The organism is Blautia sp. CAG:237 (genome assembly GCF_000436615.1).
GTDB lineage: Bacteria > Bacillota > Clostridia > Lachnospirales > Lachnospiraceae > Blautia_A > Blautia_A intestinihominis.
In genome coordinates this window covers 52,584-78,523 of record NZ_FR886763.1, presented here as the reverse complement: position 1 = coordinate 78,523, position 25,940 = coordinate 52,584, and the positions used below count along the sequence as shown (strand labels likewise).

Genomic DNA, 25,940 nt, shown 5'->3' with positions numbered 1-25,940 from the left:
CGTCTGAACTCAAAGAAGAAGCAGGTGAAGAAGACAGCACAGGAACTGCTGATACTTCCAAACAGAAGCAGGAAGCAGCGACAAATAAAGCGAAATCTTCGGATACTGATAAGACTTCAGAGGAAGACAAGACTTCTGATACAGACAAATCTTCAGAGTCCAAGGACAGTGAGACACAGAATGCTGATAAGAGTAATACAGCGTCCGGGGACAGTGAAAAGAAATGAAGACTAAGAGAAGAAGATCTCAGAGACAGAGTAGAGCAAGGATTGTGATTGTTGTCATTGTGATTATTCTGGTGGCAGCATTGTGTGTTGGATATTTTCTGTGGAAGCAGACACAGGGAGTTGTGAAGACCAGTACAGGTGCCAGTCAGGGGGAAACGGTCAGTTCATCAGACCAGAGTACTGTTGAGTATGAAGGAGCGACGTACCGTTACAATGATCATCTGAGCAATTACCTATTTATGGGAATTGATTCAACAGAAGAAGTCAGTGAGATGGAGAGTCAGTTGGATGCCGGACAGGCAGATTCTATTTATTTAGTATCTCTGGATCGGGCGACTGAGCAGGTGCAGGTACTTTCCATTCCACGTGACACAATTACAGAGATTGAGGTTTTTAACCCGTCAGGAATAAGTCTGGGAATGACGGACAACCATATTAACTTGCAGTATGCCTATGGAGATGGTAAGGAAGAAAGCTGTGAACTGATGAAAACAGCAGTTTCGAATCTTCTTCATGGCCTTCCGATTCAGGGATATTATTCTATGAACATCAGCGGTATCTCCGAGATTGGGAAGCTTGTAGGTGATGTGGAGATCGTTGTACCGGATGACAGTCTGGAAGAATACGATCCTTATTTCAAAGAAGGAGCAACCGTAGTTATCAATGGCGATAATGTAGAAGAATTTTTGCGTTATCGAGATTCGTGCAAGAGTCAGAGTGCACTGGTTCGCCAGCAGCGGCAGAAGACCTATCTGAAGGCTCTGATCCCGAAACTTCAGGAGAAGACACAGACAGATTCCTCTTTTGTGGGTAATATGCTGAATGATATCCAGCCTTATACCGTAACAAATATGGGAAATGATGTGTTTGTCAAACTCCTGAATGCAGCAGGAAACAGTACACTGGAAACACAGACTGTTCCTGGTGAGGGCGTAGAAGGGGAATATTATGACGAGTATCATGTAGATGATGATGCACTTTACAAACTGGTTCTTTCTATGTTTTATAATAAGTTGTAAGAGATAGTTAGCACGTAAGTACTATTATCTAAATAAAAATCCCAAAGGAGAGATGAAAGATGAAGCTCAAAAAACGTATCATGGCATGTGTTGTTGCAGCAGCAGTAGTAGTTACTTCTGCAGTTACTGCAATGGCAGCAGGAAGTATCGACAAGACTGGTAAAGCAGACGGTTACAAAGTTGCAGTTGTAGATACAACTACACCTATTTACCAGGAAATTTCCAAAACTTACACAGTTCTTCCGGGCGCAGTTGTTGATGTAAACAAAGGCACAGATGTAATGAAAGATTTCATCGCAGCAGCAAAAGAAGAAACAACTGCAAACGCTAATCTGACAGAAGATCAGAAAGAAAATCTCTTAGAGATCGCTGAAAAACTTGAAGGAACAGAATTCGTAACAGCATTCTACTCCCTGACAGAAGATGAGAACTCTGATGTAACTATCGAAAAAACAGAGGATGGTAAATACAAAGTAACTCTTACTGTTCAGAACCTTACAAAAGACTTAACAGGACTCAAAGTTCTGGCTTACAATGCAAAAACAGGACTCTGGGAAATCGTTGAGATTCCGGCAGAAGATATCGATTTAGAGAACCACACAGTTACAATCACTCTGGAAGACATTTCTCTGTTCTCCATCATCTCTGATGCTCCGGCAGCTAAATAATTAGTTCAGAGGTTTCATATTAATGAAGTGAATTCAATCCCCTTGGATGACCGTAATCGGTTGTCTGAGGGGATTATTTTTTGTATTACATATCTCAAAAGAAGAACTGGTGGTGCAAAAGTTGCCTGAATTCAGCACTATTGAGAAAGTTTTTCATAATAAACTCCACAAGTTGACAACCTGGATAGTTTAAACTAACATAATAGTAACAGTGTTATACCACTATAACAGAGTATGAAAAGGAGACTATTATGTTTTTGGAAATAAGGGATATCAGGAAATCATTTGGCTCCGGGGACAGCAGGGTAGATGTCCTCAAGGGTCTGGATCTGGATATTGAAAAAGGAGAATTTTGTGTGCTTCTGGGTCCATCCGGTTCCGGCAAATCCACGCTTCTGAATATCATTGGCGGGATCGAGAGCGTAGATGCAGGAAGCATTTCCATTGAAGGTGAGAAACTGGCAGATATGAAAGAAAAGAAACTTTCCCAGTACAGGCGGAAGCATCTGGGATACATCTTTCAGATGTATAATCTGATACCGAATCTGACTGTCCGTGAAAATATCGAAGTTGGGGCATATTTGAGTGACCGGGCACTGGATGTGGACGAGCTTCTGCATACACTTGGACTCTATGAGCACCAGAGGAAACTTCCGAACCAGCTTTCCGGCGGACAGCAGCAGAGAACTGCGATTGGACGTGCCATCGTAAAGAATCCGGATATCCTGCTCTGTGATGAGCCTACAGGAGCACTGGATTACAATACTTCCAAGGAGATCCTGAAACTGATCGAGACTGTTAATCAGAAATACGGCAATACCGTCATCATGGTAACGCACAACGATGCGATCAAGGATATGGCAGACCGTGTAGTTAAACTGCGTGATGGCATGATACGTAAGAATTATCAGAATGAACATAAGATCCCGGCAATGGATCTTGACTGGTAAGGAGGCGGTATCATGAAAAATCCTCTGAGAAAAAGGATCCCCCGTGAACTCAAAGGGGAATTCGGCAAATATCTGGTCGTGTTTATCCTGATGGTTACGACGATCGGAATGGTATCCGGTTTCCTGGTTGCAGATGGCAGTATGATCCAGGCATACAATGAGGGATTTGAAAAATACAACATCGAAGATGGAAACTTCCGCACCGGAGAGCGGCTGTACCGTGGACAGCGCGAAGCGATCGAAGAAAAAGGCGTCAAAGTCTATGAGAACTATTATATAGAAGATACTCTCACCAATGGCAGTACGATGCGTTTCTTCAAGAACCGTACAGATGTCAACAAAGTCTGCCTGATGGACGGCAAGCTGGCAGAAAAAACAGGCGAGATCGCAATCGACCGTATGTATGCGGATAACAATGACCTGAAGATCGGAGATACGCTGGAGGATGGAACAAAATCCTGGACGGTCACAGGGCTCGTTGCACTTTCCGATTACAGCTGCCTGTTTCAGAACAACAGCGACACAATGTTTGATGCGGTAAAATTTGGCGTTGGTCTGGTAACGGAGGAAGAGTTTGACACTCTCGATCAGGACAAACTCCAGTATAACTATGCCTGGACTTACAATGAAAAGCCACAGAGCGAGATTGAGGAAAAAGATGTTTCCGAAGATCTGATGAAGGCAATGGGAAAAGTAGTCACACTGGAAAATTTTGTTCCACAGTATCAGAATCAGGCGATCATTTTTACCGGTGACGATATGGGAAGCGATAAGGCAATGATGGTCATGCTTCTGTATATCATCATTGTGATCATGGCATTTGTATTTGGCATCACAACCAGCAATACGATCGCCAAAGAGGCCGGTGTCATCGGAACACTCCGGGCATCCGGTTATACCAGAGGCGAGCTGGCCCAGCATTATATGACACTGCCTGTCATTGTGACACTCATCGGTGCACTGATCGGAAATATTCTGGGATATACGGCGTTCAAAGATGTCTGCGCCGGTATGTATTATGGAAGCTACAGCCTTCCGACTTATGTGACGATCTGGAATGCAGAAGCGTTTCTTCTGACAACTGTGGTTCCTGTGGTGATCATGTTTGTGGTCAACTATGCAATCCTGCATCATAAGCTGAAGCTTTCCCCGCTCAAATTCCTTCGAAGGGATCTGTCCACCAGAAAACAGAAAAGAGCCCTTTATTTAAGCCCGAAACTCAAGATCTTCCACAGATTCCGTCTGCGTGTGATTTTCCAGAATATCAGCAACTATCTGGTGCTTTTTGTGGGAATCGTTTTTGCAAACCTGCTTCTGATGTTCGGGCTTCTGCTTCCGTCCGCACTGGATCATTATCAGATGGAGATCCAGAACAATATGCTGGCAAAATACCAGTATATGTTGTCCGTGCCGGTCAGTGTGATGGGAGGCAGCAATAAACTGGAAAGTATGCTGGATATGCTTCTTTTTTCACGTGATACGGAAACGGATAATGAAGATGCGGAAGAATTCAGTGCCTATTCACTGAATACGCTTCCGGGTAAATATAAGAGCGAAGAAGTGTCTCTTTATGGTATTCATGATGACAGTAAGTATATCGATGCGGATTTTTCGGATGGAGTTTATATCTCACAGGCATATGCAGATAAGTTTTTGCTGAAGCCGGGAGACACGATCACCCTCAAAGAAAAATATGAAGATGATGAGTATACATTCGGAATCGGCGGGATCTATGATTACAATGGAGGTCTCTGTATCTTTATGCCGCAGGATGAACTGAATCAGATGTTTGATCTGGGAGATGATTATTTCAGTGGCTATTTCAGCAACTCAGAGATTACGGATATCGACAGCAGCTACATTGGTTCCGTGATAGATCTGGATGCATTGACAAAGATTTCCAGACAGCTGAATGTATCAATGGGAAGCATGATGGGGCTGGTCAACGGCTTTGCGATCGCAATCTATATGATCCTGATCTATCTCCTGTCCAAGATCATCATCGAAAAAAACGCACAGTCCATCTCCATGACAAAAATCCTTGGTTACACGAACGGAGAGATCAGCAGGCTGTACATCATGTCCACATCAATCGTAGTCATCCTGTGCCTTCTCATCAGTCTGCCGATCGAGGCGACCGTGATGGAAGTCCTGTTTAGGGAAATGATGCTGCAGAGTATTTCCGGCTGGATTGCCTTATGGATCGACCCGATGATCTATGTGCAGATGTTTGCAGCAGGATTTGTGACCTATGGTATCGTTGCGCTGCTGGAATACAGAAGGATCCGCAAAGTTCCTATGGGCGAAGCTCTCAAAAATGCAGAATAAACTGGAATAAAATTCGCACTTCATATTGTTAAAGCGTTAAATAGCTGTTATAATAAAAGGACGAAATTGTTCACGGAAAAGAATTCCATTTTGCAGAATATAGAATAGATAACAGAGGTGAACGGAAAAGAGGAAACGATATGAGCCAGTTAGATGTACTTAGAGAGAGCCTGGGACAGTGTGACGAGATCCTTCTGGATGCACTGCTCATGCGTAACAGAATTGTAGAGGATATCATGGTTTACAAGGAAGCCAACGATATCCCGATCCTCCAGCCGGAGCAGGAGGCAAAACAGAAGGAATGGCTTGCCAGAAGAATGGAAGGCAAGCGTCATAAGAACGAAGTAGACGCAGTATTTGAGGAGATCACCAGAAACAGCAAGAAGATCCAGGCACGTAAACTGTTTGATTACAATATCGTGCTGATCGGTTTCATGGGAGCCGGCAAATCTACAATCTCTGATTTTCTCCGGACAGTTTTTGCCATGGAAGTTGTTGAGATGGATCAGATCATCGCGGAGAGAGAGGGAATGTCCATCTCCGATATCTTCGAGACCTATGGAGAAGAATACTTCCGCAATCTGGAGACAGAACTGCTGATCGAGATGCAGTCCAGGAAAAACGTTGTCATCTCCTGCGGCGGTGGTGTTCCGATGAGAGAGCGCAACGTTGTTGAGATGAAGAAGAACGGACGTGTCGTTCTCCTTACCGCAAAACCGGAGACAATCCTGAAACGTGTCAAGGACAATCACGACAGACCGCTCCTTGAGGGCAACAAAAACGTTAATTTCATCGCAGACCTGATGGAGAAACGCCGCGAGAAATACGAAGCTGCTTCTGACATCGTGATCGAGACAGATGGCAAGGACAAGCTGGAGATCTGCGAAGAACTCGTACACAGCCTCCGCGCCCTGGATGCAGAGAGTAAATAAGGCAGCAAAATAGCATACAACTCCCTGTCAATAGCATAATTTTACTATCATTTATAAAGATTTTACTAAAATATCCAGATGAGTCCCATCTGGATATTTTTTTCGCAAAAATTGAAAGGTGCATCAAAAAACAGTCCATTTTGTTTAATATATCCATATGGTATTATAATCTCATCAAAAAGCTATACGAAATAGCTAATAAGAACGAATAAAAAATGGGAGGTTTCTTATGAAGAAAAAATTAGTTTTAGCGATGGCAGCAGCAATGGCAATCACATCCTGTGCAGTTCCTGCATTTGCTTCTGATGATGCAGCAGGCGGCGGAAAGATCGGAATTTCCATGCCGACACAGTCTCTGGAGCGTTGGAACAGAGATGGTTCTTATCTGGAAGAACAGTTCAAAGCAGCTGGCTATGATGTAGAGCTGACATACTCCGACAACGAAACAGACCGTCAGGTAAATGATATCCAGAACCTGATCTCCGATGGAGTTGACCTTCTGGTAGTTGCAGCTATCGATGGTGAAGCACTTAACACAGTTATGGATGAAGCTAAAGATGCTGGAATCCCGGTTATTTCTTATGACCGTCTGATCAAATCCGATGCAGTTTCCTACTATATTTCCTTCGATAACTACACAGTAGGTACTCTTCAGGGACAGTACGTAATCGATACTCTGGATCTTGACAATGCAGGTGACAAAACTTACAACATCGAGTTCACAGCAGGTGACCCGGCAGATAACAATGCTGGATACTTCTTCAACGGTGCTTACGATACTCTGAAACCTTATCTGGATGCAGGAACATTAAACGTAGTTTCCGGACAGACAGATTTCGACTCTGTTGCAACAGCTCAGTGGGATACACAGACAGCTCTCGAAAGAATGCAGAACATCCTCGCTTCCTACTATGCAGACGGAACACAGCTTGATGTAGCTCTTTGCTCCAATGACTCTACAGCACTTGGTGTTACACAGGCGATTGAGTCTGACTATGCAGGCAAAAATGACGTTCTGATCACAGGACAGGACGGTGACGAAGCAAACCTTGCAAACATCGTTGACGGAAAACAGTCCATGACCGTTTACAAAGCAGTTGCAAACGAAGCAGTCGTAACACTTGACCTTGCAGAAGCAATGCTGAAAGGTGACACAATTGATGAATCTCTGATCACAAACTCTGGCTGGGATTTCGATTGTGCATATGATACAGAATCCTATGAAACATCTGATGGAAACAAATGCCCATCCTTCCTGCTTGTTCCTACAGTTGTAACCAAAGACAACATGAAAGAAGAACTTGTTGACACAGGATACTACACACAGGACGATGACGGATACCTTCATCCAGCAGGCTGATACTTTCGCAGGCAGTGAGCAACCAGTAAATATATAAACTTGAATTAAATGGGCGGGGTGAATGCCCCGCCTGCTTTTTGGAAAGGGGGCGCCATTTTGGCAGACAATATTTTAGTAATGGATCACATTACGAAGGAGTTCCCCGGTGTCAAAGCTCTGGACAATGTAAATCTTGAGGTCCAGCGAGGAGAGATTCACGCGCTGATCGGTGAAAACGGTGCGGGAAAATCCACACTGATGAACGTATTAAGTGGTCAGTATCCATATGGAAGTTATACAGGTACCGTTACCTATGAAGGCGAGGAATGTAAGTTTAAAAACCTGAACGACAGTGAAGCGAAAGGTATCGTCATTATTCATCAGGAACTTGCACTGATTCCGTTGCTTTCTATCGGAGAGAATATGTTTCTCGGAAACGAGATTAAGAATAAAAGAGGTAGCATTGACTGGGACAAAACATACAGTGAAGCAGAAAAACACATGGCTCAGGTTGGACTCCATGAATCTGCACAGACGCTGATCAAAGATATCGGAACAGGTAAACAGCAGCTGGTAGAGATCGCCAAGGCATTTTCCAAGAAGGTTAAACTTCTGATCCTGGATGAGCCTACCTCTTCTCTGAATGATGAAGATGCCAAGATGCTTCTGGATCTTCTGATGGAATTCAAGAAAAACGGTCTTACCTCTATCATCATCACACATAAACTGAATGAGATCATCTATTGTGCAGACCGCTGTACGATCATCCGAGATGGTACAACGATCGAAACACTGACAAAAGGCGTAGATGACTTAAGCGAAGACCGTATCATCAAAGGTATGGTTGGCCGTTCTATGGATGACCGTTATCCGGCCAGAAAGCATAACGTCAGCAAAGATGTCATGCTGGAAGTAAAGAACTGGACCGTACATCATCCGCTTTATCCGGAAAAAGTCGTAGATAACAATATTTCCTGTAAAGTACATAAAGGCGAGGTTATTGGTTTCTCCGGACTGCAGGGTGCAGGACGTACTGAGTTTGCAATGTCCGTATTCGGAAAGAGCTACGGAAGCAACATCAGTGGTGAACTCTATATCAAGGGAGAAAAAGTAAACCTCAAGAATCCGCGTGATGCGATCCGTCATGGTCTTGCCTATGTAACAGAAGACCGTAAGACAAACGGTGTGATCCTCGGAGAATCTATTCGATTTAATACAACGCTTGCACGACTTTCCAAAGTCTGTGAAAAGGGCGTGATCAACACAGATCTGGAAGTGCACCTGGCTGATGAGATGACAAAGGAAATGGGAACCAAGACTCCTTCCAATGAGCAGAAGATCGGCAACCTTTCCGGTGGTAACCAGCAGAAAGCACTTCTCGGCAAATGGATGTTTACAGAACCGGATATCCTGATTCTGGATGAGCCGACACGAGGCATCGATGTAGGTGCAAAATACGATATCTATTGCCTGATCAACAAAATGGTAGAAGATGGAAAATCAGTTATCATGATCTCATCCGAAATGCCGGAGCTTCTTGGTATGTGTGACCGTATCTACGTTATGAGTGAGGGCCGTCTGGCAGGCGAACTCAGTGCCGAAGAGGCAACACAGGAACGTATTATGGCTTCGATCATGCAGGAGCAGAATAAGAAATAAGGTCGAAACGTGAATTCGATTCTACCGGGAAAGGGGTAAAAAAATGAAGTTTAATGTAAAAGATTTCTTAAGAAAATATACAATGGTCATTGCACTGGTAGTTGTATTTATCCTGTTCTGTGGCCTGACAGATGGAAGACTTCTGTATGCACAGAATATGTCAAACCTGATGCTTCAGAATGGTTACGTTCTGGTTCTTGCATGTGGTATGTTGTTATGTATCCTGACAGGTGGTAACATCGACCTTTCTGTAGGTGCTGTTATCTGTATGGTCGGTGGTCTTGCAGCTGTCATGATCGGTAACAAAGGAATGAACCCATATCTTACCATTATCATCTGCCTCGTTGTAGGTCTTCTGGTAGGTGTATGGCAGGGTTACTGGATCGGTTACAAACGTATTCCTCCATTTATCACAACACTTGCAGGTATGTTCATCTTCCGTGGATTTGGACGTCTGATCCTGGACAACAAGACTGTTTCTATCCAGGACAAAGGTTTCCTGAATGTATTTACATCCTACATCAACATTCCTGGACTTGACGACACAGCAAACTATTCTGCACTGATCGTTGGTATCGTAGTTGCAGTTTATGTGATCTTCAACGTAGTTCGTTCCAGAGCAAACAAAGCAAAAAGAGGATATCGCCAGAACACAGCATTTTCTGATTACAGCAAAGCAGTCATCATCGCAGCAGTTATCCTCTGGTACTGCTACAAACTGTTCCAGTACAAAGGTATCTCCATCATGTTCGTATGGGTTGTTGCAATCTGCCTGATCTACAACTTCATCACATCCAGAACAGCATTTGGACGTTACTTCTACGCAATCGGCGGTAACGAGAAAGCTACACAGCTTTCCGGTATTGATACAAACAAAGTTTACTTCATCGCGTATGCAAACATGGGACTTCTTGCAGGTCTTGCAGGTCTTCTTTGTGCAGCACGTGTAGGTTCTGTAAACGGTAGTACAGGTACATCCTTCGAGATGGATGCGATCGGTTCCTGTTTCATCGGTGGTGCTTCCGCATACGGCGGCAGCGGTACTGTAGGCGGTGTAGTGATCGGTGCTCTTCTCCTCGGTGTCATCAACATGGGTATGTCCATCATGGGTATCGGTGACTCCTGGCAGTACGTAGTAAAAGGTGCCGTACTTCTTATCGCAGTTGTATTTGATGTATTATCCAACAGAAAGAACGGCTGATCGATCTGATCAGATTAACAAGAGGAGTCATTGTGCAAAAGCAATGGCTCCTTTTGCAATGCTGTCATAATTGTGTTACAATATGAAAAAATACAAAGGAATTATGATGAATTATGAAAAAATTTACACTGACAGTTTTTTGCATACTGGCAGGATGCATCTTTTTTCTGTCAGGGATCTGGGTCTACTTTCAGAAATCCATGGATAAGGTGGATCTGGGCGAAGGAGAATATGCAGCGAGTTATCAGAAGCACTATCTGATGATCTCCAATGACAAAGATACCCTGATGTGGCAGTCCATCTACCAAAGCGCCAGCGAAACTGCCAAAGAAGCCGATGCCTACGTCGAACTTCTTTCACCGGAACAGATGAAGAATTACACACAGGAAGACTGTCTGCGGATCGGGATCGCATCTCACGTTGACGGGATCATTCTTGAAGCAGACGGAAGCAAGGTCGAGCAGAAACTGATCGAAGAGGCTGCCCGCGAGGGAATCCCGGTTGTCACGATCCTTACAGACGATTCTGCATGCCGCAGGATCAGCTTTGTCGGTCTGAACAGTTATGAGATGGGAAGTGCTTATACTGACCAGATAGCAGGAATGCTGAATGAAAAAGGGACTACACAGATCCTGTTTCTTTCGACTTCCAGTTCCAAGACACAGGAGACCAATCTCGTTTACTACCAGGTAAAAAAAGAACTGGAATCCAGGAAAAAAACAGACCAGTCTGTCAATCTGTCAGAGTACTGTGTGGACAGCAGTGCAGATTTTGACACGGAAGAATTTGTCCGGGATATGTTTGTAAATGAGGAAAGTCTGCCGGATGTCCTGGTATGCATGGATGAAGTCGTGACGGAATGCGTATATCAGGCCCTGGTCGATTATAACCAGGTTGGAAATGTCAAGGTGATCGGTTACTATTATTCCGATGTGATCCTGAATGCGATCGACAAGGGAATCCTGTCCTCCACGATCGCGATGGATATGGATGAAGTAGGAAAATACAGCGTCAACGCATTGGAAGAGTATTTATCTCTTGGGCACAGCAACGGATATTACAGTGTAAATCAGCATGTGATCACAAAGGATAACACCGATGAGTACAGAACGGAGGGCGAAAAATGACAGAAAAAAAGGACACCCCTTCCGTAAATAATTCCATACAGACCAGACTGAGCGGAGTCATGCTCATGGTGCTTGTCTTTGCACTCGGGATCAATTTCTTTATTTTCAGTCAGATCCAGAATGCCGTTACCAGGATCGATGCGGTCTTTTCCAGCAATGTCGATGTGAATGAGCTTTCGGAAGCACTGGAACTTGTTGAGAACACAGTCTATGAATACCTGAATACAAAAAGTACCGAGACACTGGAAAACTATTACCGTTATGACCAGAATTACAAAAATCTGATCGAAGATCTCAACGACAAAAACATGGACAGCGAAGTAAAGATGCTCGAAAAAAACATCCGCAGGATGTCCGAGAGTTATCTGGATCAGACAAATGAGACAGTTCAGGCGAAGCGAGGAAGAAATGTAGAGAAATACAAGACTTCCTACGAAACAGAAAATCAGCTCTATGAATATATCAACACTTACATATACAAATTAAATAATTTGCGCTTTAAGACAAACTCAGCAAATTATCAGTTATTACTGTCATCGATGAATGTGCTGTACAGACTCTGCCTGATTGTACTGATCGTCGTCTATGTGGTTGGGCTTGCAGTGACGGTCCTTCTGGTGCGGAATATGATCCGCCCGCTGACCGCTCTTTCCAATACGGCACATGAGGTTGCAAAAGGAAATCTCGATGTTCCGCAGCTTCCTATTGTTATGGATGATGAAGTTGGAGTCGTGACGAGAAGTTTTAACCAGATGCTGGAGAGCATCCGCGAGAACATCGACCAGCTCAAGGAAAGCATGGAGCGGCAGGCGCAGATGAAGGAACGAGAGCTTATGATGGAGGCACACCTTAAGGAAGCACAGCTGAAGTTCCTTCAGGCGCAGATCAATCCGCATTTTCTGTTCAATTCCCTGAATGCAGGTGCACAGCTTGCGATGATGGGAGATGCGGACAAGACAGGTATATTTCTGGAAAAAATGGCGGATTTTTTCCGGTATAATGTGCGCAAGATGGAAGAAGATGCGATGCTCTGGGAGGAGATCGAGGCGGTAGATAATTATATCTACATCCTGAATGTGCGCTTTGCCGGAGATATTGTATATATCCGGGAAATAGATGAAGACATCGAAAACATCCGCATTCCAAGCATGATCCTTCAGCCGCTGGTAGAAAATGCCGTCCAGCATGGAATCCATGACTGCATGGAGACGGGACGCATTGTGATGTCTATCCACAGAAACCAGGATATGATCGATATCACGGTCAGCGACAATGGTGCGGGAATGACGGAAGAAATGATCGCGAAGGTTATGGAAGGAAGAGCAGTGCAGGATGAAGAAAACCGCTATTCTACAGGAATCGCGGTACATAATGTCATAGAAAGACTGAAGCTGTATTACAAACAGGAAGGACTTATGACGATCGAGAGTGACGGACCTGGAACCGGAACGAAAGTTCATATTGTCATTCCGATGGAAAAAGAGGAACTGGAGTAGCATAAGAAAGTGGAGGGGAAACAAAACAATGTATCGTATATTGGTAGCAGATGACGAGGGAATTATGCTGGAAGCTTTCAAAAGTGTGATATCCAGTACATTTGGGGACAGCTGTATCACAGAAACTGCCAAGACAGGAAGAGCAGTGACAGAAAAAGCAGAAACTTTTCATCCGGACATTGTCTTTATGGACATTCATATGCCGGGAATCAACGGGATCCAGGCAATGCGGGAAATACGAAAATTCAATACGACAGCACTTTTTTATGTAGTATCTGCTTATGACAAGTTTGATTATGCAAAAGAGGCGATCGATCTTGGCGTGGAGCGTTATCTGACAAAGCCGATCTCCAAGGCAAAGATCATCTCCGCGGTGGAAGAAGCCATCGAGAAGGTGGATAAGAAGAGAAATCAGAGAAGCAACCTGTTGAAGATCCAGGAAAAACTGGAAACGGTCATCCCTGTTGTGGAAAACAGCTTTGTAGGAAGCCTTTTGTTCCAGCAGGAGGAACAGACAGCAGACTACTACCGGCAGCTTCTGGATATCGAGGAAAAACAGGGCTATGTCATGGTCATCCAGTTTGGCCAGTCGTATGAAAATGGTAGGCTGATAAGCCCTGTCGGAATGAATGTGAAAGCACAGAGTTTTTATGATGAGCTGAGGGATGTGGTGAAATCCTCTTTTTCCTGTGCAGTGGGATCGGTGATGTCAAACCGTATTCCGGTGATCGTGCCGTGCAGCCTGCCTGAGAATCCATATGAAGAAAGGATCGACCTCGTGGAACAGGCGAGAAATCTTGTGTCAAGGCTGGAAAACAGGATCGATGCCAGATTTCGTATCGGGCTTGGCAGGATCAGGCCTATGCGGGAATTGGAGCGCTCTTACCGTGAAGCACTCCGCGCGCTGAACGGAAGCAAGAGCAGAGTGATCCATATCGAGGACCTTTCGCAGAACGGTGTTTATGATGAGGAGTTTCCTGTTGATATGGAGAAACGGATCTTCCGTTATCTTGGTGATGGGGACGAAAAGAAATGTGTACAGGAGCTGAATACGTTCTTTGACTGGATGCTGGAACATTACGCGGAGGATATGAACAACATCCGTCTGAAGGTTCTGGAATACATTATCTGGGGCGAAAAGATCGCTTTTGAGGCAGGTGCTGTCAACTATGGATTCAGCTACAGGCGGGATTATCTGGATGTAGCGATGGCATGCAGCGGTTACGAAGAACTCAGAAGCTGGTTTCTGGATAAGATGGTCAACATCTGTCGTTCCATCCGTGATCAGAAAGAGGAACAGTCGAATTCCGCTGTCAAAAAGGCAATGCTCTACATCCAGGAAAATTTCAGCAAGGACATTTCACTGGATGAAGTTTCCGGTCAGGTAAATATCAGCCCTTATTATTTCAGCAAGATCTTCAAGGAGGAAACGGGCGAGAACTTCATTGAATATCTCACCAGGATCCGAATAGAAAAAGCGAAAGAATTCCTGAAACAGCCGGAAGTCAGCGTCAAAGAAGCCGGCGTAAAGAGCGGCTATACAGACCCGAATTATTTCAGCAGGATCTTTAAGAAGCAGACAGACATGACTCCAAGTGAATTCAAGACGAGGTACGGAAAATGAAAAAGAAAAGAGGGATAGCTCTTCTTATAACTGCCCTGATGTTTGTTCTTTGCGTGACAGGATGCGGAACACAGAAAATTGAGACAACAAAAAAAGAAACAACAGAAGAAAAGAAACTCCAGATCGGACTCAGTTTTGATTCCTTTGTGATCGAGAGATGGCTTCGCGACCGGGATATGTTCGTATCTACGGCACAGGGGCTTGGGGCAGAAGTAAATGTCCAGGTGGCAGGCGGTGATGTGGATGAACAGATCTCACAGATCGAATACTTTATCCAGAAGGAAATGGACGTGATCGTGATCATCCCGATCGACGGAGAGGCTCTGTATGATGTGGTAAAAGAAGCGAAGGACAAGGGGATCAAAGTAGTCTGCTATGACCGGATGATCGCAAATGTGGATGCAGACCTCTATATCACGATCGACAATGAGATGGTAGGAACCCTGATGGGAGAGGCTTTGGTCGAGGCATGCCCGGACGGTGGAAATATCTTCGCGATCAACGGTTCTCCTACGGACAAAAATGTAGAGGAGGTAGAACTTGGTTTCCGTAAGGCTCTGAAAGGAAGCAAACTCAAGATCGTCTATACAGGATACTGTGATAACTGGCTCGCTGAGATGGCAGCAACGCATGTAAACAAAGGCCTTGAGGTGACAGACGACATTGTGGGCGTGATGTGCGGCAATGATGATCTGGCAAGCCAGGCAGTCAAAGTCCTGGCAGAAAACCGTCTCGCAGGACAGGTGGCACTGGTTGCGCAGGATGCAGATCTGGCAGCCTGCCAGCGGATTGTAGAGGGGACACAGACCATGACAGTCTACAAACCGATCGAGCAGGAGGCAAGCACAGCGGCGATCCTCGCAGTGGCACTCGGAAACGGTACAGACATTACCTCAAAAGACTGTGAGATCCCGGTCACAGAGACCACAGATGACGGTTCCGGCGAGATCCCATATTACAAGATCACACCGATCGCAGTGACTGCAGAAAACATGGACGAAGTCATCGTGGATGGAGGATTCCATTCAAAAGAAGATGTATATCTGAATGTAAAAGAATAAAAGAGATGTAATAAGAAAAGGAACCTCGTACAGCGCTTTGGAACAGGCTGTGCGGGGTTCCTTTTTGAAGGCTTTGATTTAGATGACCGGCAGAAAGTTACTGCTCGATCCCTTCCATATAGGAATTATAGATATCGGGATTGATCTTTTCCCTGATGGAATCGTAAACGCCCTGAGAAGCCTCGCGGATCTCTTTGCGTGTCTCATCAGAAAGTTTGATGATCTGTGTTCCGCTGTCCTCGATCACGGCGACTTTGTCTGCGATTCTGGCATCGGACTGTTCTCTTGCGTATTCTGTGGCAAGCTGGGCAGCCTCTGTCATGATCTCCTGTTCATCCTCCGGAAGATCCTTGAAGAAATCGTCATTGACGATCAGGGAGATCAGATGCGGAAGATGGTTGGTTTCTACAACATAATCCTGCTGTTCATAGAGATTGTTGGAAACGATGACCTCGTATGGGTTTTCCTGTGCATCGATGGTGTGCTGCTGCAGGCCGATGTACACTTCGCTGAAACTCATCGGGGTTGGGTTTGCACCAAGCGCTTTCCAGAAAGCAAGATGGTAGCTGTTTTCCATGGTACGGATCTTCTGGCCTTTAAAGTCTGCAAGGCTGTTGACCGGTTTGTTTGTACTCATAACACGGAAGCCCTGGTCTGCCATACCAAGAAGATGATAGCCGCCTTCGGTATAGACGTCGCTGATCAGGCTGTTGAACTGTGGATCGTCGATCTTTTTACGGCAGTCATCCAGAGAATCGAATACGCACGGAAGGTCAAATACAGCAAGGTCGCTCATGAAGGAAACCTGAGGTGCAGTATTCTGAACGACAAACGGAATGTCGCCGTCTGCACAGGTCTCCAGAAGGTCACGGTCACCGCCGAGGGTGGAGTTTGCGTAAACCTGAATCTTCATTTTGCCGTTGCTTAAGTCTGAGACTTCTTCTGCAAACTTCTCGGCGAAGATCTGTGTTACGGTATCCTCCGGGCTGGCGGTTGCCAGCGGCCAGGAATAACGCTGTACTTCTTCATCGGAAGAGCCGCAGCCGGTAAGGGCAACGCTCAGGATTCCAGCTGCAACCAGTACCGGGACTGTACGGAGGATACGACGGATTTTTTTGTCTGAATTATAAGTAGTAAATTTTTTCATCTTTCTCCTCCTATAAGATTCCAATTGAGATCGCCGGAATAAAAGTGATCAGAAGAAGGGCGATCAGGAAGAATACGATCATTGGCATGGCTTTTTTGGCGATTGCCATGACTGGAACATCGGTAAGGGAACTTGCAACGAACAGATTGACTCCAATTGGAGGAGTAACAAATCCGATGGCAAGGTTTACAACCATGATCACACCAAACTGGATCGGGTCCATACCGATCGCCTGCACGATAGGGAGCAGAATCGGTGTAAGGATCAGGATTGCCGGTGTGGTATCCATAACCATTCCGACAATCAGGAGGAACAGGTTGATGATCAGCAGGATCGCAACCGGGCTGTGGAAGTTGTTCAGGATAAATTCACTGACTGTCTGTGGAACCTGCATCAGAGTCAGGACTCTGGAGAATGCAGTGGAAGCAGCCAGGATGAAGAGGATTGGGGTGAAAGTACGGATCGCTTCCACCAGGATTCCCCAGATATCGCGGATATGGATGCTCTTGTATACAAAAAGGCTGATGATCAGTGCATAAAATACAGAGATAACAGCGGCTTCTGTCGGAGAAGCGACACCGCTGTAGATACATCCAAGGATGATGACCGGGCTCAAGAGAGCGAAGAAGCTTTCTTTGAGCACTTTCAGAAGTCCTTTGTCATGAAGCTCCTGAACTTCGGCATGGATCTTGGCTTTGTCCTCGCCGTAGCGTTTGCAGTGATAGATCGCATAGATCATGAGCAGGGCTCCGATCATGAGGCCAGGGACGATTCCGGCAAGGAACAGGTCGCTGACGGAAGCACCGGATGCCATACCGTACATGATGAACGGGATACTCGGAGGGATGATAACCCCCAGGCCTCCGGCAACGGCAACGATTGCAGTGGAAAATGTCAGGTCATATCCCAGATTGGTAAGGATCGGGATGGTCATACTTCCTACGGCTGCAACAGTAGCCGGAGCAGATCCGGAGATCGCACCGTAGAAAAGGCAGGTTACGATAACGGCACACGGCATTCCTGCTGTGAATTTACCAAGAAAGTAAGCGAAAACATCGAATAATTTCTTGGAGATGCCGCCTTTTGCCATGATGATACCGGACAATACGAACATTGGGACGGCGAGCAGCGGAAAAGAATCCAGACCGCCGAACATCGCACGGATCAGATATTTGGCACCTACCGTAAAGGAAGGATCACAGATGGAAGGAAGAACAGATGTAATTCCCAGTGTGATCGATACCGGAACAGCGATGACCAGTAATAAAACAAAAATGATAAATAAAACAACGACTGGCATTAGTGTTCCTCCTCATTTGAATTCTTGATGGTGTTGATACGGTTGTCAATTCCTGCACCGATGGCCTGTTCAGCAGGAGATTCTGCATTTGCCTGGATGAAGGACTCTGGTGTGTTGCGCTCCGGGTGAGCCGGGTCAAAGACATTTTCACCTCTTGCTACGCGGAACTCGATGATCCAGCGCTGCAGGACGCGGAATGCGACCAGGATGAAAGATACGAACGGAGCCGCCTGAATGTAATACATCGGGATGCCGCAGGCCGGGGAAAGCTGTCCGCTGTGCACAGAAGACATCATATAGGACCAGGCAAACGGGATCATGTAGATAAAGAAGATGAGTTCGAAGGTGTGGTTCACAACCTTGAAGATCGCCTTGCCTCTGCGTGGGAAAATTGCAACAAACTGTTCGATCTTGATCGACAGGCATTTCTTGCTGCAGTAGCTGACGCTCAAAAAGCCGCACCAGATAAACAGGTATCTGGTGAGTTCCTCAGACCAGGACAGGGACATTCCAAGAACGTATCGGCATAATACCTGAATACCCATGATCAGTGTCATGGCGATCAGAAAAATGACCAGAATAAATTCTTCGAGGTTTTCGTCCAGCCAGTGAAGTGTTTTTTTCATGGATGACCTCCCTTAAAAGTAAATATAGATGCTTTTCCACAATAACTGTTTAATGCTTTACAGTTATAAAACACCGGTATTTCTATTGTAAATAAAAATACCGGCGTTTTCAAGAAGTAAATATTATATAATGCGATTTGGCTATATTACATAGCGTTATGAAGAAGTCCAAGGACTGTGTTCAGATCGTTTACTCCCATCTGTCCCGGTGCGGATGCTTTCTTTGCTGCACCAAAAGTCATGGAAGAACCAAATACTTCACCGCAGAGACGGCTGATAACGCCGGTGCCTGCCATGGACATTGTGATGATCGGTCTGTCTGCATAGTCTGTAGCCATTTCCTCTGTTGCAGCCAGAAGTGTGAGAACGTCTTTCTTGTTCTGTGGCATAACTGCAATTTTCGGAATGTCTGCGTTCATGTCCTGCATCTTGCGGAGACGATAGATGATATCTGCTTTTGCAGGAGTCTTGAAGAAGTCGTGGTTGGAAGCGATAACCTTAACGCCTGCTGCGTGAGCACCGTCGATGATCTTCTTAACAATCTCATCACCTGTGAAGATCTCTACGTCGATCAGATCTACATATCCGGTCTGAGCTGCTTTGATGTTGAGTTCTGCATAAGCTTCCGGCTCGATCGCTTTCTCGCCGCCTTCTTTGGAAGTACGGAATGTCATAAGAAGCGGGATGTTTCCAAGTGCTGCACGAAGATCCTTGAGTACATCTTCTACTTTTGCAAAATCAAAAACGCCTTCAAACCAGTCTACACGCCATTCAACAACATCAACCGGAATAGAATCAAAGGTTTTTGCTTCTTCGATGATGTCTTCTTTTGTAACACCAACGATAGGAACGATAATCTTCGGTGCGCCTGCGCCGATCTCGATATCACGGATTTTTACTGTATTCATGATTTGGGTCCTTTCTATTTAGTTGGCTTTTCACCCTTGGTTTTCATTTTAGTTCTCTGCTTCAGCAAGTGCAACCATTTTTTTGTAACGGATGTTTACATACAGTCCAAGTACAACACCGACTGCTGTAAGAACGATGTTCATTGTCATAACCTGAGATGGCTGCATTTTGGATGCTGCTGTCAGGATCGTGTAGTTGCAGAGGGAAGATGCGATCATAACGAGCGCGGTTACAGTTCCCTTGATTTTAGGGAAGAGCATGTTGCATACGGAAGTTGCAATCTGCAGAAGTCCGCCTGCGCCTGCCCATCCGATGATGAATGCACCGGCGATCATAAGTGTCTGGCTCTGTCCCATAAGTACAACGATCAGAGTTGCAAGGCAGATAACCGGGTAGATCACGATAAAACGAACGTCTTTGATCTTTCTTGTGAGCAGTGCTGTTACAACAAGTGCGATCAGGGTTCCTGCTGAGTAATAGGTCTGCATGATAGACGGGTCAGCCCAGCCTACGTTTTCTTTTGCAAAGTTCTGTGCACAGTTCAGCCATAACTGGAAAGTACCTGTGCAGGTGAATCCGATCAGGATCATAGCTATGGATTCAAGTGAGAAATGAGTATGTTTCAGGCTGTCGATAAGTCCTTCTTTCTTGCCGGCTGCTTTCTGGTCTGCATCCGGAAGCGGGAACAGGAATACCAGTACAAAAAGTACAAGGTAGATGATTCCACATCCGAAGAATAAACGGTTGTAGGAAGTAAGTCCTGCAGCAGTAGTAGCTACGGTTGCACCGAGTACGAATGGAAGCATCATCTGAGCGATAGCGATGAAGAATTTGATTCCCATTGTAGCAACGCCAGGAGCTTTGTAGATGATCTCGGAAACTGCCGGGTAGATACCTGTATCAAGGAATGAGTTTGCGATACCGCCGACGATCGCGCATACATAAGCGATTGTGTATCCGCCGTTTGTTCCGGCATTAAATGCGAGTGCCAGACCGACCAGATAGATCGCATAGGAAGCACTTCCAATCGCTGTGGAAATACGGCGTCCTAATTTGTCTGAAAGCGGGCCTGCAAAAGGAAGGGCGATCAGTCGTCCAAGACCTAATGCTGCTGAAATTGCGGTGATTGCCATGGCTTCCACACCCCATGCGGTTGCCAGAGCTTCCTTAATAACTGCCTGTCCTAAGATAGAACATCCAACACCGTGGATAAAATAGTTCAAGTACAGGATCAATGCACTTGGCAGGTACTTTTTGTTCATGGTTCTCTCCTTTTCCTGTGAAACATTTGTTTTTTTACTTGTGTTTTGTTCTGTCACAAACAATGAATGCCTTTTTTTAATGAGATGCTTTTATCAAAAGCCTGTTAAAAAAATAACATTTATCTGTATTTTAACAGGTACAATTCGTGTAGTCTAATGCTTTTAAAGCGAAAAACCAATGCATTGAATGCATTAATGTGATATACTAGGAACAAAATAATTATTGCGTATAGGAAATATCCCGCGAGGTGTTTTGACATGAATATGGCAAAAACCCGAGACATACGGGGCAAAATGCCATCACCGAAGGTGATTTGAAATGCATTTTGACCAAGTTACTGTGAACGGAGTGAACAGTAACACAAAATTATAATGATTAATGAAAGTAGAAATCCGGGACAGGATATTGGGGAATATATTTATATAGGAGGAATCAATCATGACACTGAATCAGATCTTGTATTTTCAGAAGGTCGCACGGCTGGAAAATTATCATCAGGCAGCAGAAGAACTGTATATTTCGCAGCCGTCTCTGAGCCGTTCCATGGCAGCCCTCGAGAGCGAGCTGGGAGTTGCTTTATTTGAAAAAAAAGGCAGGGGCGTAACACTTACAAAAGCGGGCAAGCTTTTTCTGGAACATGCAGACAGGATTGCAGGAGACTGTGACGTGGCAGTGGGGAAAATGCAGGAACTTTCTTCAGATGGCGGAAAGATCGATATCGGTTATATTTTTCCGCTTGCGGGGCATTATATTCCTCATAAAGTAAGGAAATTTCTGAACCAGGAAGAAAATAAGAACGTAGTCTTTAATTTCTGGCAGAATCATACACCGGCAATTGCCGAGAAGGTTCGTACAGGCGAGCTGGACGTTGGTTTCGGCGGTTATCTCAAGATGGATGATATGGAGTTTTTTCCGCTCAGCGCACAGGAGCTGGTGATCATCACGCCGAAGGAACATCCCCTTTCAGAGATGCAGGAAGTTCCGCTGGTGGAACTGGACCATTACCCGGTGATCGGCTATGAGAGTGCATCCTGGATGGGAACTTATGCCAAGTATCTGTACAGGAAATATCAGGTAAATCCGAATACGATCGTGGAATGTCCGGATGAATATTCTATAGTATCTCTGGTAAGGGAGAATTTTGGTATCGCACTGATGCCGCAGACGGATATACTTCTGAATGCAGACGGCATCAAGATCCACAAGATCATGGGGCTCGAGATCTACCGCCAGGTTTTTATGTTCTGGATGAAAGACAGATATCGTCTGCCGGCAGTGGAGCGTTTTATCAAATATATGAAGGAACAGCAGGCAGATGATGCAAATGATACCGAAAACGTATCAAAAATTTATCTGAAAGATATTGTTAATTTTTAATACAAAGAGTTATGATAAAGGTGTCACAAACAAAGGATGGCCACTCACATTATGAATATGATGTTAAATGAATAAGGAGATTATTTCATGAAGAGTGAATACCCAAAGATTTTTGAACCTATAACAATCAAAAGAACTACTATCAAGAACCGTATCGCAATGACCCCGATGGGAACAAACTATGGTGAGACAAGCGGTGAGATGAGTAACCGTCACATGAATTATTACTCACTCCGCGCAAAAGGCGGCACAGGTTTAATCATTCTGGAAAATGCCAACATTGAGTATCCGGTAGGATCCAACGGCACCAGCCAGATCCGTATCGACCACGACAGCTTTATGCCGCGTTATTATCAGCTCGTAGAAAACCTTCATAAGAATGGTGCTACAGTAGCGATCCAGGTAAACCACGCCGGAGCTTCAGCCTCTTCTGCAAGAACCGGAATGGAGACCGTTTCTTCTTCCAATATCCCGACAAAGACCGGCGGAGAAGTTCCGCGTCCGATGACAAAGGAAGAAATCCTTACAACTGTTAAGAAATATGGAGAGGCTGCAAAGCGTGTCCAGGCGATCGGTTTCGATGCGATCGAGATCCACTGCGGACATTCTTATCTGATGAGCCAGTTCATCTCCCCTTACTATAATAAGAGAACAGACGAGTTCGGAGGTTCCGTAGAGAACCGTCTTCGTTTCCCGCGTATGGTACTCGAAGAAGTTCGTAAGAACGTAGGACCTTGGTTCCCGATCATTGTTCGTATCTCCGCAGAAGAGAGAGTACCGGGTGGAAACACTCTGGAAGACACTCTGGAATATCTGGAATATCTCGATGAGTTCGTAGATATGTACGATGTTTCCTGTGCCCTGAACCCATCTCTTCAGTATCAGATCGACTCCAACTACCTTCCGGATGGATGGAGATCCTACATGGCAAGAGCCGTAAAGGACAAATTCAAGAAACCGGTTATCAATGCAGGTAACTACCGTGATCCTAAGATCGTCGAGAAAGTTCTCGAGAGCGGCGATGTAGATATCGTCGGAATGGGACGTGGCCTTATCGCAGAGCCAAACTGGGTTAAGAAAGTTGAGAATGGCGAGGAAGATCTTCTTCGTAAATGTATCTCATGTAATGTTGGATGTGCCGGAAACCGTATCGGTGTTAACCGTCCGATCCGTTGTACAGTCAACCCGGCTGTACCGGAAGGCGATATCTATAAAGCACTCAAAGTCAACAAGAACTGCAATGTTGTAGTTGTTGGTGGTGGTACAGCAGGTCTGGAAGCTGCATGTACAGCAGCAGAAGTAGGATGTAACGTATTCGTTCTGGAGAAGAAGGATCACCTTGGAGGTCTCTCCACATTCATCTCAGATCTTCCGAGCAAGACCCGTATGAAAGATTTCCCGAAATATCTGGAAGCCCGTGCAGCCAGACTGAAGAATCTTTATGTTTTCCTGAACACAGAAGCAACTGTTGACAAAGTAAAACAGTTCAAACCGGACATCGTTGTAAACGCAACAGGTTCTGTACCGCTTGTCCCGCCGATCAAAGGTCTCAAAGAAAACATCGAGGCCGGAAACGTGGCTACGATCTTTGATATGATCAACAACCTGAACGCCGGCAAATATCCGGATGAAGCATGTAAGGGCAAAAAGGTCGTTGTAGTCGGCGGTGGATCCGTTGGACTTGACGTTATCGAATATTTTGCACCTCGCGGAGCAGAGTGTACGATCATCGATATGCTTCCTCAGATCGGTATGCTTGCAGACCCGATCACCAAATGTTCCATGCGTGAGACTCACGACAAATATGGTGTTAAGGAATATGTAAACACAGCACTTCAGGAAGTGAAGGAAAATGCATTCACAGTAAAACTTCCGGACGGACAGATCAAGGATATGGAATTCGACCTCGGCTTCAACTGCCTTGGAATGCGTTCCAACAACCCGGTACTTCCGGAACTTGAAGAAGCTTTCAATGATACAGATACTTATGTATACACCATCGGTGATTCCGTTCGTGCCCGCCGTATCATGGAAGGTACCATGGAAGGCCGTGCAGTACTGAACGTACTGGAGTCTCAGGAATTCCTGCATCTGGAACCACTTGAATAAATGATACCAAGGGAGCAAAGTTTTTATTAAAAAGAAAAGAGGAAAAAATCATGCCAAACGTAACAGGACATACAGAATTAGTAGGATTAATGGCTTACCCGATCCGTCACACACAGTCTCCGACAACTCATAACCTCGCATACGACAAAAACGGCGATGACGTTATCCAGCTTGCATTTGAAGTAGACAACGATTCCCTCAAAGACGCTGTTCAGAGTATCCGTGCTCTCAAAATGCTTGGATCCAACATCTCCATGCCGAACAAAACTGTTGTTCACAAATATCTGGACGAAGTTGATGAAGCTGCCAAATTATGCGGTGCTATCAACACAGTTGTAAACATGCGTGACGAAAACGGACAGGTTACAGGAAAACTCAAAGGCTACAACACTGACGGTATGGGATACTGGCAGGGACTCAAAGAAGAAGGCATTGATTTCAAAGGAATGAAGATGGTTCTGATCGGAACCGGCGGAGCTGCTACAGCAATCGCAGTACGCGGAGCTCTTGACGGAATCGCAGAGATCGAGATCTTCAACATCAAAGATAAATTCTACAGCCGTGGAGAAGAGATCGTTGACCTGATCAACAAGAACACAAACTGCAAAGCTACAATGAATGACCTTGCAGATCATGACCTCCTCAAAGAAAAAATGCATGCAGCAGATCTGTTCTGCGATGCAACAGGTGTAGGAATGCACCCACTGGAAGACCTTTCCAACATCCCGGACACTTCTTTCTTCAAGAAAGATCTGATCGTAACTGACACAGTTTACGCACCACGCGAAACTGTTATGATGAAACAGGCAAAAGAAGCAGGATGCGAAAAAGTTTACAATGGTATGAGCATGATGCTGTTCCAGGCACTCATCGCCATCAAACTTTACACTGGAAAAGATACTCCGGTAGATTACATGAAAGAAAAACTTGGAATCTAAATAGAAACCAGGAAAGCCATGGGGACGAAACTTCGTCTGTGGCTTTTTTAAATGTTCTACTTGCTTTATCACTTTAAAGTGTGTATAATGAGAGCTATATACAGGTGAGCGAAATCGCCAAATTTTGATACGCGGAAAGGAATATGGATTATGTCAAAACATATCACAGGACACACCGGATTATTATGTTTACTTGGAAGCCCGGTCGCACACAGTGTTTCTCCGGAAATGCACAATGAAGCATGCGATCAGCTGGGGCTGGATTATACATATCTTGCATTTGATGTACCGGAAGATAAGATGCCGGAAGCAGTTCAGGGGCTTCGTACCATGGGCGCAAGAGGCTGGAACATTACCATGCCGGGCAAGAATATCATGTGCAAACTTGCAGATAAAGTATCTCCTGCATCTGAGATTTCAGGAGCATGCAATACGATCGTTAATGATAACGGCGTGCTGACTGCTTACACAACAGACGGTGTTGGATTTATGAGAGCAGTTGCTGAGAACGGTGTAGATATCATCGGCAAGAAAATGACTCTTCTCGGTGCCGGCGGAGCAGCTACAGCGATTCTGGTACAGGCTGCACTGGATGGCGTAGCAGAGATCAATGTATTTAACGTGAGAGACAACTTCTTCG

The 25,940-nt window shown here is 45.2% G+C and carries 21 protein-coding genes and 1 pseudogene; 17 read left to right on the top strand and 5 right to left on the bottom strand.

Annotation, left to right across the window (positions count from 1 at the left end; genetic code table 11):
- The 13 genes from QZL69_RS11740 to QZL69_RS11680 all read left to right on the top strand — a co-directional run.
- Nucleotides 1-227: hypothetical protein (locus tag QZL69_RS11740; protein ID WP_291519524.1), on the top strand; the 227-nt coding region annotated here is incomplete at its 5' end.
- Nucleotides 224-1,246 (top strand): LCP family protein, encoded by a 1,023-nt coding sequence (locus QZL69_RS11735; RefSeq protein WP_291519522.1) that lies wholly within the window; start codon nt 224-226, stop codon nt 1,244-1,246. The genes QZL69_RS11740 and QZL69_RS11735, both read left to right, overlap by 4 nt.
- Before the next feature lie 59 nt (nt 1,247-1,305).
- A complete protein-coding gene (locus QZL69_RS11730) occupies nt 1,306-1,914 on the top strand; it encodes a hypothetical protein (protein WP_022215395.1) in 609 nt (202 codons plus the stop codon).
- Nucleotides 1,915-2,165: 251 nt separating this feature from the next.
- A complete protein-coding gene (locus QZL69_RS11725) occupies nt 2,166-2,864 on the top strand; it encodes an ABC transporter ATP-binding protein (RefSeq protein WP_022215394.1) in 699 nt (232 codons plus the stop codon).
- 12 nt (nt 2,865-2,876) lie between these two features.
- A complete protein-coding gene (locus QZL69_RS11720; protein WP_022215393.1) occupies nt 2,877-5,192 on the top strand; it encodes an ABC transporter permease in 2,316 nt (771 codons plus the stop codon).
- A gap of 140 nt (nt 5,193-5,332) precedes the next feature.
- The gene (locus QZL69_RS11715; RefSeq protein ID WP_022215392.1) at nt 5,333-6,124 is read left to right on the top strand and encodes a shikimate kinase; all 792 of its coding nucleotides are present in this window, start codon (nt 5,333-5,335) and stop codon (nt 6,122-6,124) included.
- Between the two features lie 229 nt (nt 6,125-6,353).
- Nucleotides 6,354-7,484: a substrate-binding domain-containing protein gene (locus QZL69_RS11710; protein ID WP_022215391.1), complete on the top strand. Its 1,131-nt coding sequence runs from the start codon at nt 6,354-6,356 to the stop codon at nt 7,482-7,484.
- A gap of 96 nt (nt 7,485-7,580) precedes the next feature.
- Entirely contained in the window at nt 7,581-9,122 is a 1,542-nt protein-coding gene (locus tag QZL69_RS11705) for a sugar ABC transporter ATP-binding protein (protein WP_291519518.1), read from the top strand.
- Between the two features lie 43 nt (nt 9,123-9,165).
- A complete protein-coding gene (locus QZL69_RS11700; protein ID WP_022215389.1) occupies nt 9,166-10,323 on the top strand; it encodes an ABC transporter permease subunit in 1,158 nt (385 codons plus the stop codon).
- Nucleotides 10,324-10,436: 113 nt separating this feature from the next.
- Nucleotides 10,437-11,450 (top strand): substrate-binding domain-containing protein, encoded by a 1,014-nt coding sequence (locus tag QZL69_RS11695; RefSeq protein WP_022215388.1) that lies wholly within the window; start codon nt 10,437-10,439, stop codon nt 11,448-11,450.
- Complete coding sequence (locus tag QZL69_RS11690; protein WP_022215387.1) at nt 11,447-12,946, top strand: sensor histidine kinase; 1,500 nt, start codon at nt 11,447-11,449, stop codon at nt 12,944-12,946. Before QZL69_RS11695 ends, QZL69_RS11690 begins: the two co-directional genes overlap by 4 nt.
- Before the next feature lie 28 nt (nt 12,947-12,974).
- Entirely contained in the window at nt 12,975-14,570 is a 1,596-nt protein-coding gene (locus QZL69_RS11685) for a response regulator (RefSeq protein ID WP_022215386.1), read from the top strand.
- Nucleotides 14,567-15,631 (top strand): substrate-binding domain-containing protein, encoded by a 1,065-nt coding sequence (locus QZL69_RS11680; protein ID WP_022215385.1) that lies wholly within the window; start codon nt 14,567-14,569, stop codon nt 15,629-15,631. The genes QZL69_RS11685 and QZL69_RS11680 overlap by 4 nt, the downstream gene beginning before the upstream one ends.
- A gap of 97 nt (nt 15,632-15,728) precedes the next feature.
- On the opposite strand, the gene QZL69_RS11675 is transcribed toward QZL69_RS11680, so the two are convergent.
- From QZL69_RS11675 to QZL69_RS11655, 5 genes are all read right to left on the bottom strand, one after another.
- A complete protein-coding gene (locus QZL69_RS11675) occupies nt 15,729-16,778 on the bottom strand; it encodes a TRAP transporter substrate-binding protein (RefSeq protein ID WP_022215384.1) in 1,050 nt (349 codons plus the stop codon).
- 10 nt (nt 16,779-16,788) lie between these two features.
- On the bottom strand, nt 16,789-18,078 hold the full coding sequence (locus tag QZL69_RS11670) for a TRAP transporter large permease (protein WP_022215383.1): 1,290 nt from the start codon (nt 18,076-18,078) through the stop codon (nt 16,789-16,791).
- A complete protein-coding gene (locus tag QZL69_RS11665) occupies nt 18,078-18,704 on the bottom strand; it encodes a TRAP transporter small permease (protein WP_022215382.1) in 627 nt (208 codons plus the stop codon). Before QZL69_RS11665 ends, QZL69_RS11670 begins: the two co-directional genes overlap by 1 nt.
- Nucleotides 18,705-18,850: 146 nt before the next feature.
- Nucleotides 18,851-19,612 (bottom strand): type I 3-dehydroquinate dehydratase, encoded by a 762-nt coding sequence (gene aroD / locus QZL69_RS11660; protein WP_022215381.1) that lies wholly within the window; start codon nt 19,610-19,612, stop codon nt 18,851-18,853.
- 48 nt (nt 19,613-19,660) lie between these two features.
- A complete protein-coding gene (locus tag QZL69_RS11655; RefSeq protein WP_022215380.1) occupies nt 19,661-20,875 on the bottom strand; it encodes an MFS transporter in 1,215 nt (404 codons plus the stop codon).
- Nucleotides 20,876-21,314: 439 nt separating this feature from the next.
- Between QZL69_RS11655 and QZL69_RS11650 the strand changes: the two genes are divergently transcribed.
- The 4 genes and pseudogenes from QZL69_RS11650 to QZL69_RS11635 all read left to right on the top strand — a co-directional run.
- Nucleotides 21,315-22,253, top strand: a complete 939-nt coding sequence (locus QZL69_RS11650; protein ID WP_022215379.1) for a LysR family transcriptional regulator — start codon at nt 21,315-21,317, stop codon at nt 22,251-22,253.
- 87 nt (nt 22,254-22,340) lie between these two features.
- Complete coding sequence (locus QZL69_RS11645; RefSeq protein ID WP_022215378.1) at nt 22,341-24,362, top strand: oxidoreductase; 2,022 nt, start codon at nt 22,341-22,343, stop codon at nt 24,360-24,362.
- Nucleotides 24,363-24,409: 47 nt separating this feature from the next.
- Entirely contained in the window at nt 24,410-25,300 is an 891-nt protein-coding gene (locus QZL69_RS11640; protein WP_334290851.1) for a quinate/shikimate dehydrogenase, read from the top strand.
- Nucleotides 25,301-25,450: 150 nt separating this feature from the next.
- Nucleotides 25,451-25,940, top strand: a pseudogene (locus QZL69_RS11635) (quinate/shikimate dehydrogenase); the annotation flags it as partial.